This window comes from Paraclostridium tenue (genome assembly GCF_039521565.1).
GTDB classification, from domain to species: domain Bacteria; phylum Bacillota; class Clostridia; order Peptostreptococcales; family Peptostreptococcaceae; genus Paraclostridium; species Paraclostridium tenue.
The window spans coordinates 312,623-328,179 of sequence record NZ_BAAACP010000001.1 but is presented as its reverse complement, the minus strand read 5'-3'; the positions used below and the strand labels follow the sequence as shown (position 1 = coordinate 328,179).

Here is a 15,557-nt window from a genome sequence, read left to right as displayed (position 1 = left end):
ATCAAAGTTACCTGATGCAACTTCATCTAATACATGAACTGCATCATTTATAATTTCTTTAGTTTTGCTACTCATTTGTCTCATACTATCTGATAAAGATCCTAGTTCATCTTTTGATTCATAATTAATAGTTATATCATAATCTCCATCAGCCATTTTATTTGCTGCTTCTTCTATTTCTTCAATTGGTTGTTTTAATCTATTTGTTATGTACACACATGTAACTAATCCTGCTACTATAGTAAATATACTAATTGATATAGAAGCAAAAGTTGCTTTTGAAGCTGTATCTTCTACCCCTTTATTAAATTTAATTCCATAATCTTCTGCATCCTTATTAAGATTTACTGCATCATCTACACACTTATTGTATGCATTAAAATATGGAGTGTTTTGTCTAAGCATTTCTATTGCTTGTTTATAATCCCCTTTATCTATAAATACAAAAACATTGTCACATTCTTGTTTTAAATTATTTACTGATTTTTGAAGTTCATCAATTGAACTTTTATTCTCACTAAAAGAATTATTAAGTGTTTCTATACTTTTATTGATACTGTCAAAAGTACTCATCATTTTAGCTTTATATTGTACTGGATCTTGTTCCATAACTGCATTACCAATATATCTTGCAACAGCAACTAAATCTCTACGAACTTGCATAGTTTCAGTAGTTGATACATATGGTCCTGTAAACAATTGATGACTTAACTTTTCTGCTCCCTTTAATCTAGAAACTGTATAAATACTTGTAAATGCTGAAAGCATCAATATAATCCCAAAAGCTATACTTAACTTTTTACCTATTTTTAAATTTTTCATAAATATTCCTCCCTATAGTCTTTGGTTATGTGTTTCTACATCAACAATACAATTCTTTCATTTATATAAGATCAAATAACTAATTGTTTATATATTTATTAATATATATGCTATATAAAGTAAATTTCAATTTGAAATATGTAAATACAAATATATTATTTTTATGCTTATGTTTTTTTAGTAAATTTTCTAAAAACTCAATTTTCATTCTTTAAATTTTAAATCATTGTATAATCTTTGAATATAGAAATAATTATTTGGTTTATTTAACCTAAATTAATATTGTTAATGTCATTCTTATAATTATGTATAAATTAATTATTTTATCAACCCATCCTTTATACGGATACATTTATACATACTTTAGATTTATATAATTAATTACCTTTTATTAATTCTATTAACAAAGTCACTAATTGCAATAGGTTTAAGATTGATTTCAAAAATTTTCACCATATGTATCGGTAGATAAATCAGTTTAAATCAAATCCAAAATCATTCGAATATATAAAAAATTTTGTAAATAAAAAAATAAAAGTACTTAAGTATAAGTACTTTTATTTTTTTATATTTTATATGTTTATTTCTTATTTATTTTATTTTTATTATCTATGCCAAAAAAGTTTTGTGCATCTTTTATTAAATTATTAAAATCACTTCTTGTTGTATTATCTATATTTAATATATCATTTATGCCTTTTCTAAATTCCACTTCTGATTTTTGCATTAAACTATTTGGTACTTCATCTAATTTTTTAGATCTAGTCTTTAATTCTCCTAATAATTTATTTCCTTCAGCTATTAATTTATCATTCATATCCTTTATTTTAGGGTCTTCTGTTTTTACTCTTTTTAAAGAGTCTACAAATTCTTGTAAATTTTTTTCACTATCTTTATATGCTTTTTTTAATCCTTCAAGATACTTTTCATTTCCCGGGTAATCTTTTGTTTCTTTATCTACTAATATTTGATCATATCCATTATAATTTTCTAATCTAGCTATATTATTTTCATATAATTTTCCGAATTCATCTCTATAACTTTCCATACTCATATTTCCGTATCTATTGTCTTTGGTTTCTGGTGTTGATTTTGTTACTCTATTTTCATCTGTTTTTTTAGGCATTTTATCTGCACATCCAACAACTCCAAACGATAGTAATCCTATTAATCCTAATGCTAATACTTTTGAATATTTCATGTCATACCTCCAAATTAATTATTTATTTAATTCTATATCTAAGTAATTTCTTATACTTTTTATAGAATTTTTAAACTTAGTTTTTATATAACTTGGCATAGATATATTTTCTTGTAAATATACTATAAATTTAGACTTTACCATTGAATAATTATCTATTGGTATATTGTCTATATCTTTAATCTCTCTTTCAACTTCTTTTATTAAACTCAAAGTATTTTCTACTAATTCATTATTTAATTTAGTAAGATTAATATCTTTCATAACTAAATTATTTATTCCTCTTTTAAACTCAATCAATTGTTGATTTGATATATCTAATAACTTTTTATATTTATTTAAATTTTTATAATTATCTTCATTATCTTGGTTTAAAAAAAATTGTTTTATATCATCATAATTTTCTTTTTCAATTGGCTCTATGTATTGTTTATACAAACTTGTAAATTTATCGTTGTATTCATATACACTTAATCCTTCTTGAGTAGTATTTATGTTATTGTTTTTATTTTTTCCATATTTATCATAGGTTCCACAGCCCATGCACAAAATATTACCAATTATAATCACTACGACTAATGATAATATTTTAAGATTTTTCATTTTTTACTCCTTCCAATCTCTTACAAACCTATTATCTCCACAATAACAATTTTTATTTATAAAATTTTAATTAAATAAATTTATTTCTTAACTTTAACAAAATATTTAGTGTGTAAAAGTTCACGAGCTTTATCACTTAAAGGATGTTCTAAATATTTATCATATATAGCTTGTACTTCTGGATTTTCATCAGATTTTCTTAAATTTAATGATCTATCTATATTATTTAAACCTTCTGCTCTTTTCTTTATTGTTTCTCCTCTTTTTCTTTCTTTAGGTTGTCCACCTCCACCTACACATCCGCAAGTACATGCCATTATCTCTATAGCATGGAAAAATTCTTCTTTATTTCTTATTTTATCAAGCATTTTACCTGCTTCTCTAAGTCCATAAGCAACTCCTATTCTAAGTTTTAATCCACCTACTTCTAAATCACAAGCCCTAAATGACTCCCATCCTCTAAGACATTCAAATTCTACATTTTCTATCTTCTCTCCTGTAATATTTTCTACAGCAGTTCTAGTTGCTGCTTCTATAACTCCACCAGTTCTACCAAATATAATTCCGGCACCAGTATAATCTCCTAAAACATGATCTATCTCACTATCTTCTATTTCATTTAAATTTATATTTGAATTTTCAAATATTTTTATAAGTTCTCTTGTTGTAATAACATAATCGACATCATAATTGAAATCTCTTGAAAATTCATGTCTTGATGCTTCATATTTTTTAGCTACACAAGGCATTATAGCAACTGATATTACTTGATCTCTAGTAAGGCCTTTTTCTTTTGCCCATAAATCTTTAGCTACAGTTGCAAACATCTGCATAGGTGATTTTGCACTTGATGGTACATCTAACATATCTGCATAGTTTTGTTCTATAAATTTAATCCAAGCAGGACAACAAGATGTAAGTATTGGAAGTCTAACATTTTCATCTCCTTCGAAATATTTTTCTAATCTTTCTTGAAGTTCTGCCGCTTCTTCCATTATCGTTAAATCTGCTGCCCATGTGGTATCAAATACATAATCTACACCTAATTTTCTTAAACCTGCTGCTACTTTTTTTTCTACATTCACTCCAGGTTCAAATCCAAAAGCTTCTCCTATAGTAACTCTTACTGCAGGTGCCATTTGTGTTATAACAACTTTGTTTGGTATAGCTAAATCTCTTAAAAACTTAAGAGTATTATCCCCTGCTGTTATAGCATCTACAGGGCAAACTGGAATACATTGTCCACAATGTGTACATCTATTATAATCAATATAGTGTTGTTGTTTTTTCTCTCCATGTATGCAATCAACAGGACAAACTCTTTCACAAGCTCCACAACCTATACATCTAGTTGTTATGGTTAATTTTATAAGATTATTACATTGAGCAGTGTAACATTTACCTTCTTCGATATGTTCTTCTATTTCGTCATAAAAATTATCAACTATTTCTTGCATTATGTTATGATTTTGATTTAATGTCTCTTTAACAGTACTTGCTAGCTCTCTTAATATGAAAATATCTCTCATATTAGCTCTACCTTTACTTATTCTATCTAAAGTCTTCCACATATGAAGTATTTCATCTTTTACTTTTTCATACTTTTTATATTTTTCTTCTTTCATTTTTCCTATTAAAAAATCTATGTAAAATTTAGCATACTGAACTATACAATCTTCTTGTGAAAGTATTATTATAGTTTTACTAGAATCTTCATCAAATAAATTAAAATTTAATTCTTCATCTAAACTTTCTTCTGTTAAAAAACCTCCAAATGGTATACCTAACTGCGCTGCTTTAAAAGCGCTATTTTTTATTATTCCTCCAGCTAAATCTATAACTTCCCTAAGTGTAGCTTTTTCTGGAATTTCTATTATACCAGGATTATTTATTTTGCCTGCAATAGCGATAATTCTTTTATCATTATCAGTTATTTGTTTTAATTCTTCTTCACTAAATACAGAAAATACTGATCCCAATGAACTTTGTATTATACTTGGTTTTTTATCTGTCACTTTTTAACACTCCTTCATGTAAATTGGTATTCAAACTATTAATTAACTTCTCCATTATTGATTAATACTATTCTTGTTATTTATATAAAAGTAAATTTTTAGAAAATATGTTTTAAATTTCTAATATAAATAAAAAAAGCTGTTAATTTAAGATTTTAAATCTTAAATTAACAGCTTTTTATTATTATTTATTGTATAAATCTATCTCTGCTAATAATTCTTCTACTAAACTATCTCCTTTTATTTTCCTTACGATCTGACCTTTTTTAAATAACAGACCTTCTCCTTTACCACCAGCTATACCGATATCAGCTTCTTTAGCTTCTCCTGGCCCATTGACTGCACATCCCATTATAGCTACAGTTATGTCTTTATTAATTTTGTTAATTTTCTCTTCTACTTCATTTACTACATCTATAAGGTTTATATTACATCTTCCACAAGTAGGGCATGATATAACTTTTATCTTATCATTTAATAATCCTAAACTTCTTAATATTTCTTTTCCTACTATTACTTCTTCAGTTGGATCTCCTGTAAGAGATATTCTTACAGTATCTCCTATACCCTTTAATAAAAGAGCTCCTACACCTATTGAAGATTTTATAGTTCCTTTTTTTACACTTCCTGATTCTGTTATACCTATATGAAGCGGGTAATCAACTTTCTTAGATATAAGTTCATAAGCTTCTATAGTCTTATATATATCTGATGATTTAAGAGATATAACTATATTATAAAAATCTAAATCTTCAAGTATTTTGACATGACCTAGTGCACTTTCTACTAAAGCTTCAGCTGTAGCAGAACCATATTTTTGTAATAAATCTTTTTCTAAAGAACCACCGTTTACACCTATTCTTATTTTAAGGTTTTTCTCCTTACATTTGTTTACGACCATTTTAACTCTGTCTATATTCCCTATATTTCCTGGATTTATTCTAACTCCATCTACACCTTGTTCTATAGCTTCTAGCGCTAATTTATAATCAAAATGTATATCTGCAATCACAGGTATATTTACATTTTTCTTTATTTCACCTATGTTTTTAGCTGCTTCCATATCAGGAACTGCAACTCTAACGACATCACATCCAACTTCTTCAAGTCTTTTTATTTGTTCTATAGTTGCTTTTGCATCCCTTGTATCTGTATTAGTCATAGATTGTATAGATATTGGATTGTTTCCACCAATTTTAAGACTTCCCACACTAACTTCTCTACTTAATCTTCTTTCGTAACTCATTGTCTCACCTTCACCTTCTAGTCAAACTTTGCTACATTCTAATTAATTTAACTATATCTTTATATGTTATAAATAACATAAATATCATTAATGTAGCAAATCCTATTAAATTTACCATACCTTCTTTATTAGGATCTATTTTCTTTCCACCTCTTAAAAATTCTATAAATAAAAAGAATAATCTTCCTCCATCAAGAGCTGGTATAGGTAATAAGTTTAATATTCCTAAGTTTAAACTTATTACAGCTGCAATTTGAAGAACACTTACTAACCCTGATCTAGTTGCATCTGCAACAATGCTTATTACACCTACAGGTCCTGCAAGAGAACCTTCGACTCCACCTGGTAAATTACCTGTTATTAATTTTCCTAAGAAAGTAACCATTTGAACAGTCATATTTATAGTTGCTTTTATTGCATTTCCAAATGCTCCTAATATATCTTTTTCATTTTTTGGAGATATCCCTATTAAATAATTTCCATCTTTAAGCTCAGGCTTAACCTTAACATTTTTTTCTTTTCCATCTCTATTAATAGTTACTGATAACTCTTTTCCATTTGACGATTGAATTTCTTTACTTAATTCATTCCAACTTTTAATGTTAACTCCATTTATTTCAGTTATTTTATCCCCTGATTTAATTCCTGCTTTTTGGGCCACGCTATTTTCCATAACAGTTTGTAAAGTTGTTGTTGGCTTACTCGGATTTCCTATATACATAAATACAGGAATTAAAATTATAACTGTAAGTATTATATTGAAAAATGGCCCCGCAAATAATATACTAGCTCTTTGTAATATACTTTTATTACCAAAAGCTCTTGGATCCTTCGAATCGCCATCTTCACCCTCCATAGCAACATATCCACCAAGAGGTAATAACCTTATACTGTATAATGTCTCTCCTTTTTGAAAACTATATATTTTTGGCCCCATACCTATAGCAAATTCATGTATCCTAACCCCTGCTCTTTTAGCAAATAAAAAGTGTCCTAATTCATGAATGAATACTATTATACCAAAAGCTAAAATAGCTGCTAATACAGTTATTATATTCATACCTTCACCACCTTATTTAATACATTTTTTTACGAATTCTCTACTCCAATTATCTGTATATAATATTTCTTCTAATGTTGGCTTTTCTATACTATTATGAGCATCTAATGTTTTTTCTATATAGTATGGAATATCGTAGAATTTTATTTTATCTTCTAAAAATTCATTAACTAAAACTTCATTAGCTGCATTTAAAACTGCTGAGTATGTTCCTCCCATATTTAAACTATCATATGCTAACTTTAAACAAGGAAAAGTATTTAAATCAGGTTTTTCAAATGTTAAGCTACTTAACTTAGAAAAATCTAATCTTTCAAAATCATTAAGTATTCTTTCTGGATAAGTTAATGCATATTGTATAGGAAGTTTCATATCCGGACATCCCATCTGAGCTATTATTGAACTGTCTAAAAATTGAACCATTGAATGTATTATACTTTGAGGATGTACAACTACATCTATTTTATCTGAATTTACATCGAATAACCATTTAGCTTCTATAACTTCTAACCCCTTATTCATAAGCGTAGAAGAATCTATACTTATTTTTCTTCCCATACTCCAATTTGGATGTTTTAATGCTTCGTTTTTAGTTACATTTATTAAATCATTTTTAGACTTACCTCTAAATGGTCCTCCAGACGCAGTTAATATTATACTTTCTATTTCTTTTTTACTCTCCCCATTTAAACATTGGAATATTGCACTGTGTTCACTATCAACAGGAAGTATTGCTACATTTCTTTTCTTTGCTTCTTCCATAACTAATTGACCTGCTGTAACTAATGTTTCTTTATTAGCTAGTGCTATAGTCTTACCTTTTTTTATTGCTTCAAGAGTTGGTACTAACCCTATCATACCCACTATTGCAGTTAAAAGTACATCAATTTCATCTAAAGACGATATTGTAATTAAACCTTCCATTCCGCTTAATACTTCAATTTTTATATCACTTGGTATCATTTCTTTTAATTCTTTTGCACTATTTTCATTATATACCGCAACATATCTAGGCTTAAACTCCTTTATTTGCTCTAAAAGTAGGTTTATGCTACTATTTGCAGATATAGCTACAACTTCAAATTTATCTCTATTTTTTCTAACTACATCTAAAGTTTGTGTTCCTATCGATCCTGTTGATCCCAATATTGATATTTTTTTCATACTATTTATATTCCTTTCCAATAATTTATATACTATACAATTAAAGCTTCAGAGGAACCTGAAGCTAAATAAATATATATATTGCATAGTAAACAAATGGTGCTACTAGTATAACACTATCAAATCTATCTAATATACCACCATGTCCTGGTATTAATTTTCCATAATCTTTTATTCCTACATATCTTTTTATAGCTGATGCAAATAGATCTCCAAATTGTGCTACGATACTTCCAATACTTCCTACTAAAATCATATGAGTTATATCTAATTTAAATATATACCCAAAAATTATGCAACAAATTGTAGAACCTAAAATACCACCAATACTACCTTCTATCGTTTTCTTAGGGCTTATGCTAGGTATTAATTTATGTTTTCCAAATAGATATCCACTAAAATATGCAAAGGTATCTGTCATAAATGATATTATAAATATCAACCATACATAAATTCCGCCCAATCTAAAATTATTTATTGTTAAAACTATATAATCTAAAAATATTGGTATATAAAATATACCTATAAATGTTATAGAAAAATCTATTATGTTTTTCTTATTCGATAAAATATAAACTATTCCTATTAAGAATAATATAAATACAAATATATATGTATATTCGGTTTGTAATTTAAAAATATTTTTTATAGATAAGTATATAGCAAATAAATATCCCAAAATACTTATAGGTTGTATACTTTTGCTTTTAAATGCTTTATAAAACTCATCTAACCCAATTATTCCTATAATAGCCTCTGCTATGTATAGTGGCAATCCTCCATATATTACAAATAGTAATAATGGAATTAAAGCTAGTGCTGCAATGATTCTTACAACCATAAAATAATCTCCTTACTTAAGTCCACCAAACCTTCTATCTCTATTTTGGTAAACATATATAGCTTTTCTAACCTCAGTTTCATTGAAATCAGGCCAGTATATATCTGTAAAATAAAATTCAGAATATGCAATCTCCCACAATAAGAAGTTACTTATTCTTTGTTCACCACTAGTTCTTATTATTAAATCTGGGTCTGGTATAGACTTTGTACTTAAATGTTTTGTTATAGTATCTTCATTTATATCTTCTATATCTATTTTACCACTTTTATAATTTTTTACTATATCTACAACTGCATTTTTTATATCATTTCTACTACCATAATTTAAAGCTATATTTAAGTTTAATCCAGTATTATCTTTAGTTACATCAATTGCATTTTTTATAGCATCTATAGATTTACGTGGTAGTACATCTATATCACCTATAGTTGTTATTCTTACATTATTTTTATGTAATTCTTTTAACTCTTTATTTAAATATGTATATAATAGATTCATTAAAGCATCTACTTCTAACTTTGGTCTTTTCCAATTTTCTGTTGAAAATGCATATAAAGTTAAATGTTTTACCCCTAATGCTGAGCACTCTTTTGTAACTGCCCTTATAGCTTCAACCCCAGCTTTATGTCCAACTGTTCTTGGAAGTAGTCTCTCTTTAGCCCATCTACCATTTCCGTCCATTATTATTGCTATATGAGTAGGTACATTACTTAAGTTTATGTCATATATATTGTTTTTATTCATAAACTACCTCCCAATAAAATTTTCTGACTCCTATTTTAAGGAGTCAGCAAAGTAAGTTTGTATTATCTCTACACTATTATCTAACTCAGATATTTTAATAACTCTAGGTACGATTAATTTTTCTTCATCTTTATATCCTTTTATGGTAGTTATAGTATAGTTTTTATTTTCTTTTTTAAAGAAATTTTCTACCTCATTTGTATGAAGTCCTAATAAATTGTAGTATTTTTTCAATATTATACCGCCATTATATCTTGTTCTTTAGCTTTTAATAAAGAATCAACTTCTTTTATAAATTTATCAGTTATTTTTTGAACTTCATCTTGAGATTTCTTTAAATCATCTTCAGTTATTTCGCCTTCTTTTTCCATCTTTTTAAGCTTGTCGTTAGCATCTCTTCTTTCATTTCTTAATCTAACTTTAAACTCTTCTGCAACTTTGCTAGCTTGCTTAGCTAATTCTTTTCTTCTTTCTTCTGTTAAAGCTGGAACTGATATTCTTATAACTTGTCCATCATTAGTTGGATTTAATCCTAAATCTGAGTTTCTTATAGCTTTTTCTATTTCAGGCATAGCTGTTTTATCCCAAGGATTTATCATTAAAGTTCTTGGTTCTGGTACAGATATAGCACCAACTTGATTTATAGGAGTTGGTGTTCCGTAATAATCAACTCTTATTTTATCTAACATTTGAGCATTAGCTCTTCCTGCTCTTATAGTAGTAAATTCTGTTTTAAGTGCTTCTATTGTTCTGCTCATTTTTTCTTCTAATTGTTTTTTTACTTGTGCGCTCATTATTAATCCTCCTTATATTTAATTATTTTACAGTAGTTCCTATATTTTCACCCATAACTGCTTTTATTATATTCTCTGTAGAAAGTTCAAATACCTTTATTGGTATCTTATTATCCATACATAAAGATGTAGCAGTTGAGTCCATAACTTTAAGTTCTTTTTGTAACACATCTATATAACTAAGTTCTGTAAATTTCTTAGCATCAGCATGTACCTTTGGATCTTTATCATATACTGCATCTACATTTTTAGCAAGTAATATAACTTCAGACTCCATTTCTGCAGCACGAAGTGCAGCTGCTGTGTCAGTTGAGAAGTAAGGATTTCCTGTTCCCGCTCCGAATATAACAACTCTAGATTTTTCTAAGTGTCTAACTGCTTTTCTTCTTATATAAGGCTCTGCTATTTGTCTCATTTCTATAGCAGTTTGAACTCTTGTTAACACATCTATATTTTCAAGAGCATCTTGTAGCGCCATAGCATTCATAACTGTAGCTAGCATTCCTATATAGTCAGCAGTAGTTCTATCCATTCCTTCAGATGTTCTTCCTCTCCAGAAGTTACCTCCTCCAACAACTACAGCTACTTCTACCCCAATTTCTTGTATTTGCTTTATAGCTTGTGCTATGTCATTTACAACTTCATTATTTATACCAAATCCCTTATCTCCAGATAATGCTTCTCCACTTAATTTAAGTAATACTCTTTTGTACATGGGCTTTGTCATTTGAAATCCTCCTTAGTTAACTTTTTAAAAAAGAGAACACCGAAGTGTTCTCTTTTGGTTAATTACTTAAGTTGCTTAGCAACCTCTTCAGCAAAGTTTTCTTCTTTCTTTTCTATACCTTCACCAACTTCGAATCTTACGACTCTAGCAACCTTTATTTCAGAACCTACTTTTTTAGCAACGTCTGCAACTAATTGCTTTATAGTTAAATCTGGGTTTTTAACGAAAGTTTGCTCAACTAAACAAACTTCTTTTAATTGTTTTTCTAATCTTCCCTTTATCATTTTTTCAACTATATTAGCTGGCTTTCCTTCGTTTAAAGCTTGTTGAGTTAATATTTCAGTTTCATGAGCTATGTACTCTGGATCTACATCATCCTTAGAAACATATTTAGGGTTCATAGCAGCAACTTGCATAGCTATATCTCTTCCCATTGCTAATACTTCAGCATCTCTAGCTTCTGTTTCTAATTCAACTAATACACCTATTTTTCCACCACCGTGGATGTATCCAGCAACTTGTCCATTAGTAGATATTTTAGCAAATCTTCTTATATCTAACTTTTCTCCTATAGTAGCTATTCTGTTATTTAATACTTCAGATAAAGCTCCTTCTTTGTGAGATTCAGTTAGTAATCCAGCTACATCTTCTTTTTCAGTAGCTAAAGCTATTTCAGCAACATCTTTAACGAAAGTTTTGAAATCTTCGTTTTTAGCAACGAAATCTGTTTCTGAGTTTATTTCAACTATAGCACCAACAGTGTTGTCAGCGTTTATTTCTATAGCAACTAAACCTTCAGCAGCTATTCTATCAGATTTTTTAGCAGCTTTAGATAATCCTTTTTCTCTTAATATATCTATAGCTCTTTCCATATTTCCTTCAGCTTCTTGTAAAGCTTTTTTACAGTCCATCATTCCGGCACCTGTAGTTTCTCTTAACTCTTTAACCATTTGTGCAGTTATAGCCATTAGTATTCCCTCCTATATATTACTAATGGTAAGGGGATATACCCTTACCATTAAATTATGTTATTATTCTTGATCTTCAGTTACTTCTTCTTGATCATCAGCTATAGCTTGTCTACCTTCTATTATAGCAGTTGCCATAGCACCAGTTATTAACTTAACAGCTCTTATAGCGTCATCGTTTCCTGGTATAGCAAAGTCTAATTGCTCAGGATCACAGTTTGTATCAACTATACCTATTACTGGTATACCTAATCTGTGAGCTTCTTGTATAGCTATGTTTTCTTTTCTTGGATCTACTACGAATATAGCAGCTGGTAATTCAGGCATATCTTTTATACCGTTTAAGTATTTTTCTAATTTTTCTTTTTCAGCTCTTAATTTTATAACTTCTTTCTTAGGAAGAACGTTGAATACTCCTTCTTCTTCCATTTTTTCTAACTTTCTTAACTTGTCTATTCTAGTCTTTATAGTTTTGTGGTTTGTTAACATTCCACCTAACCATCTTTCATTAACGTAGAACATTCCACATCTTTCAGCTTCTTCTTTTATAGCTTCTTGAGCTTGTTTCTTAGTTCCTACGAATAATATTGGCTTTCCAGTTTCAGCTATTTCTTTAGTGAACTTGTAAGCTTCTTCAACTTTTTTAACAGTTTTTTGTAAGTCTATTATATATATTCCATTTCTTTCTGTGAATATATATTGAGCCATCTTAGGGTTCCATCTTCTTGTTTGATGTCCGAAGTGAACACCAGCTTCTAATAATTGTTTCATTGATATTACTGACATTTTTACCTCCTGGTTTTACCTCCGACCTGATCAACTCTTTAAAAAACCATTTAGGCACCTTTTAAAGATCACAAAGCCGTGCGTTATTTTTATTTTTTACCTCAGTTAGTATATCATAGGCGATTATAAATTACAATATTTTTTATAAATTTTATATCATTATATATATGTACTATTAACTTATATTTTCTTAAATAATTATTTACAAATAATAACCTAAATATTCATTATATTACTCTTTAATATAAGATAGGGATTTACCCCTATCTTATATTAATTTTAATTATTAAATAACATTTTTATTTTTGTAATAAGAGAAGCATTATCTACATCATTTGTACTTATTATATCTACACTACCTAATATTTCACCATTGTCAGTATAATATTTAATAACACCTACTACATCACCTTTTTTAACTGGATATGCTAATTCTTTTAAGGTAACTTGAGTGTTTACATGTTCTTTATTTTCTACAATAGTGTATAACTCATCTTTTGTTCTTAACTCTACTTCCAACTCTTTAAGTCCTTTAATATATTTTTTTCCTATTAACTTATTTTGAGTTATAATTTTTTCTGTATGGTAATTTTCTTTTCCATATCTTAACATATCAAGAGAAGCTGATAATCTCTTATTTTTATGATTTGCTCCTAAGCTTACTCCTATAATTCTATATTTTCTTATATCATTTTCTTTTTTAACATTCATAGAAAATGATAAACAGTATCCAGCATTGCCTGTATATCCTGTTTTTATTCCATCTACCTCTGGTATCATTCTAAGTAGTGGATTTGTGTTATTTCGTTCAAATCCTCTATCTGGATTAGAATAAGTTGTCATATCAGTAATAGACACAACTTGTTTTTCATATTTATCAAACAAATATTTACCAAGAGTAGCTATATCTCGAGCTGTAGATATATTTTGTTTAGGTGGAGCTTTAGGATTTTGTAAATCATATATAGGCAACCCATGAGGATTTACAAAATTTGTATTATTCATTCCTATTTCTTTTGCTTTTTTATTCATAAGTTTTACAAAATCATCTACGTCTTTTGATAAATGAGTTGCTATAGCTATTGCTGCATCATTTCCAGATACTATCATAAGACCTTTCATAAGTTCAATAAAAGGAACTTCTTCATTTTCTTTTAGATGGTAACTAGAACCTTTTATGGAGGCTATTTTCTTAGTTATTTTAACTTTTTCATTAGGCTTAACTTTATTGCTTTCTATAGCTTCTATTGCTATTAAAAAAGTCATCATTTTACTTAAACTTGCTAATGGCCTTTTCTCATCTGGATTTTTAGCATATAAAACTCTATTTGTATCTTGGTCTATTAATATTGATGATAAAGAATACTTATCGATTTCTTTTTCACTTGCAAATGCAGTGTATGGTATTATAGCTGCTAAAATTAAAATAAATGATATAAATCTTTTTACTCTTGATGTCATTTTTTCACCTTCTTAAATTAATAAGTATATATTAATTTTTAGCTTATTAATCTAAATATATATCTAGTAATTATTTACTTTCTTGATATTTTTCTAAAAATTACAGATGCCCAAGAAGCTGCCATAGTTAATCCAAGAAATACTTCTATGCTTACTAATATTTTACCTAAAACATTAATAACTAACATATCTCCATATCCTACAGTAGTAAATGTAATCATACTAAAATACCACAAATCTATATAATCTTTTATTATTTTATTAATATTGCAATTTTTAATTGTAGTTAACCCTATAAATTCATTATTTATATTTTTTAACCCAGTAAACATATAAAATAATGCAAATATACTTATTATTAAAAAAGATATTATAAATATATTTATGGGTTTTTCACCATATCCAATAGCATATCGTGATAATAAATCTATAAACTTGGTATTTACATATTCAATATAACTATCAAAATTTTTTCTTTTTATACATTCACCACCATAATACCTTTCCATATAATAATAATGGCCAAGTTTTTCATAATCCCCAATAATGCCAGCTTGATTTTTAGCTATCCTATAATTGACTTTAGCATATTTATAATCTTTCTTTTCATAGACTACATCCTTAAGTATTAATTTACAACAATGACTTAAATACACCCCATCTAACTTAGGTAAATTATGTACCTTCTCAAAAACCAATTTTTGTCCTTTTATTTTTGATTTTACAAATATATTTTTGTTGGTTATATCTTTATTAAAATTGATATTTTTAAATATGCAATCTCCATAAAAAATGCAATTAATAAAGGATATATTTTTTTTAAATCTAGTGTCTTTAAAAATTATATCCTTTTTAAATTCACAGTTTTTAAATATAACATCATTATTAAATATGCTATTTGAAAAATTTATATCTTTATATTGTCTTAATTCATCTATTTTATTAATATCAATAACTATAACCTCATTAAATATTAAATTAGTATAATCTATATATTCTTTTTCTAGCTTATTCTCTTGATCTTTTTTAATATCCATAGGTTATGTTGCCTCCAAATTTATTTTTATTAATTATTTTTGAATTTATAGAGTTTTTTATTCAATTTTATTATAAATAAAAAGC

16 protein-coding genes are annotated in these 15,557 nt (G+C 27.5%); all 16 read right to left on the bottom strand.

Features of this window, described 5'->3' with window-relative positions; genetic code table 11:
• Nucleotides 1-822: HAMP domain-containing protein (locus ABFX13_RS01680; RefSeq protein ID WP_346041459.1), on the bottom strand; the 822-nt coding region annotated here is incomplete at its 3' end.
• A 580-nt stretch (nucleotides 823-1,402) separates the two neighbouring features.
• Nucleotides 1,403-2,023 (bottom strand): hypothetical protein, encoded by a 621-nt coding sequence (locus ABFX13_RS01675; RefSeq protein WP_346041457.1) that lies wholly within the window; start codon nucleotides 2,021-2,023, stop codon nucleotides 1,403-1,405.
• An 18-nt stretch (nucleotides 2,024-2,041) separates the two neighbouring features.
• Nucleotides 2,042-2,626: a hypothetical protein gene (locus ABFX13_RS01670; protein WP_346041455.1), complete on the bottom strand. Its 585-nt coding sequence runs from the start codon at nucleotides 2,624-2,626 to the stop codon at nucleotides 2,042-2,044.
• An 80-nt stretch (nucleotides 2,627-2,706) separates the two neighbouring features.
• Nucleotides 2,707-4,641, bottom strand: a complete 1,935-nt coding sequence (locus ABFX13_RS01665) for a [FeFe] hydrogenase, group A (protein WP_346041453.1) — start codon at nucleotides 4,639-4,641, stop codon at nucleotides 2,707-2,709.
• A gap of 184 nt (nucleotides 4,642-4,825) precedes the next feature.
• Nucleotides 4,826-5,887 carry a flavodoxin-dependent (E)-4-hydroxy-3-methylbut-2-enyl-diphosphate synthase gene (gene ispG / locus ABFX13_RS01660; RefSeq protein WP_346041451.1) on the bottom strand — a complete coding sequence of 354 codons (1,062 nt, stop codon included), beginning with the start codon at nucleotides 5,885-5,887 and terminating at the stop codon, nucleotides 4,826-4,828.
• A gap of 31 nt (nucleotides 5,888-5,918) precedes the next feature.
• Entirely contained in the window at nucleotides 5,919-6,947 is a 1,029-nt protein-coding gene (gene rseP, locus ABFX13_RS01655) for an RIP metalloprotease RseP (protein ID WP_346041449.1), read from the bottom strand.
• A gap of 12 nt (nucleotides 6,948-6,959) precedes the next feature.
• Nucleotides 6,960-8,111 carry a 1-deoxy-D-xylulose-5-phosphate reductoisomerase gene (locus tag ABFX13_RS01650; protein WP_346041447.1) on the bottom strand — a complete coding sequence of 384 codons (1,152 nt, stop codon included), beginning with the start codon at nucleotides 8,109-8,111 and terminating at the stop codon, nucleotides 6,960-6,962.
• Nucleotides 8,112-8,175: 64 nt separating this feature from the next.
• Nucleotides 8,176-8,952, bottom strand: coding sequence for a phosphatidate cytidylyltransferase (locus ABFX13_RS01645; RefSeq protein WP_346041446.1), 777 nt, complete (start codon nucleotides 8,950-8,952; stop codon nucleotides 8,176-8,178).
• A gap of 12 nt (nucleotides 8,953-8,964) precedes the next feature.
• Nucleotides 8,965-9,699, bottom strand: coding sequence for an undecaprenyl pyrophosphate synthase (uppS, locus tag ABFX13_RS01640; RefSeq protein WP_147543396.1), 735 nt, complete (start codon nucleotides 9,697-9,699; stop codon nucleotides 8,965-8,967).
• A 30-nt stretch (nucleotides 9,700-9,729) separates the two neighbouring features.
• The gene (locus ABFX13_RS01635; protein ID WP_187006008.1) at nucleotides 9,730-9,933 is read right to left on the bottom strand and encodes a hypothetical protein; all 204 of its coding nucleotides are present in this window, start codon (nucleotides 9,931-9,933) and stop codon (nucleotides 9,730-9,732) included.
• A 2-nt stretch (nucleotides 9,934-9,935) separates the two neighbouring features.
• Entirely contained in the window at nucleotides 9,936-10,493 is a 558-nt protein-coding gene (frr, locus tag ABFX13_RS01630) for a ribosome recycling factor (protein ID WP_147543394.1), read from the bottom strand.
• Nucleotides 10,494-10,515: 22 nt separating this feature from the next.
• Entirely contained in the window at nucleotides 10,516-11,220 is a 705-nt protein-coding gene (gene pyrH, locus ABFX13_RS01625; RefSeq protein WP_147543393.1) for a UMP kinase, read from the bottom strand.
• A gap of 62 nt (nucleotides 11,221-11,282) precedes the next feature.
• Nucleotides 11,283-12,188, bottom strand: a complete 906-nt coding sequence (tsf, locus tag ABFX13_RS01620; protein ID WP_147543392.1) for a translation elongation factor Ts — start codon at nucleotides 12,186-12,188, stop codon at nucleotides 11,283-11,285.
• A gap of 63 nt (nucleotides 12,189-12,251) precedes the next feature.
• Entirely contained in the window at nucleotides 12,252-12,974 is a 723-nt protein-coding gene (gene rpsB, locus ABFX13_RS01615) for a 30S ribosomal protein S2 (RefSeq protein ID WP_147543391.1), read from the bottom strand.
• Nucleotides 12,975-13,253: 279 nt separating this feature from the next.
• Entirely contained in the window at nucleotides 13,254-14,435 is a 1,182-nt protein-coding gene (locus tag ABFX13_RS01610; protein WP_346041443.1) for a D-alanyl-D-alanine carboxypeptidase family protein, read from the bottom strand.
• Nucleotides 14,436-14,509: 74 nt separating this feature from the next.
• A complete protein-coding gene (locus tag ABFX13_RS01605) occupies nucleotides 14,510-15,472 on the bottom strand; it encodes a potassium channel family protein (RefSeq protein WP_346041441.1) in 963 nt (320 codons plus the stop codon).
• Nucleotides 15,473-15,557: the final 85 nt, after the last annotated feature.

Coding starts and splice junctions, on each gene's coding strand:
- ABFX13_RS01675 (WP_346041457.1), bottom strand. CDS start 2,023: ATGAAATATTCAAAAGTATTAGCATTAGGATTAATAGGATTACTATCG.
- ABFX13_RS01670 (WP_346041455.1), bottom strand. CDS start 2,626: ATGAAAAATCTTAAAATATTATCATTAGTCGTAGTGATTATAATTGGT.
- ispG (WP_346041451.1), bottom strand. CDS start 5,887: ATGAGTTACGAAAGAAGATTAAGTAGAGAAGTTAGTGTGGGAAGTCTT.
- rseP (WP_346041449.1), bottom strand. CDS start 6,947: ATGAATATAATAACTGTATTAGCAGCTATTTTAGCTTTTGGTATAATA.
- ABFX13_RS01650 (WP_346041447.1), bottom strand. CDS start 8,111: ATGAAAAAAATATCAATATTGGGATCAACAGGATCGATAGGAACACAA.
- ABFX13_RS01645 (WP_346041446.1), bottom strand. CDS start 8,952: ATGGTTGTAAGAATCATTGCAGCACTAGCTTTAATTCCATTATTACTA.
- uppS (WP_147543396.1), bottom strand. CDS start 9,699: ATGAATAAAAACAATATATATGACATAAACTTAAGTAATGTACCTACT.
- frr (WP_147543394.1), bottom strand. CDS start 10,493: ATGAGCGCACAAGTAAAAAAACAATTAGAAGAAAAAATGAGCAGAACA.
- pyrH (WP_147543393.1), bottom strand. CDS start 11,220: ATGACAAAGCCCATGTACAAAAGAGTATTACTTAAATTAAGTGGAGAA.
- tsf (WP_147543392.1), bottom strand. CDS start 12,188: ATGGCTATAACTGCACAAATGGTTAAAGAGTTAAGAGAAACTACAGGT.
- rpsB (WP_147543391.1), bottom strand. CDS start 12,974: ATGTCAGTAATATCAATGAAACAATTATTAGAAGCTGGTGTTCACTTC.
- ABFX13_RS01610 (WP_346041443.1), bottom strand. CDS start 14,435: ATGACATCAAGAGTAAAAAGATTTATATCATTTATTTTAATTTTAGCA.
- ABFX13_RS01605 (WP_346041441.1), bottom strand. CDS start 15,472: ATGGATATTAAAAAAGATCAAGAGAATAAGCTAGAAAAAGAATATATA.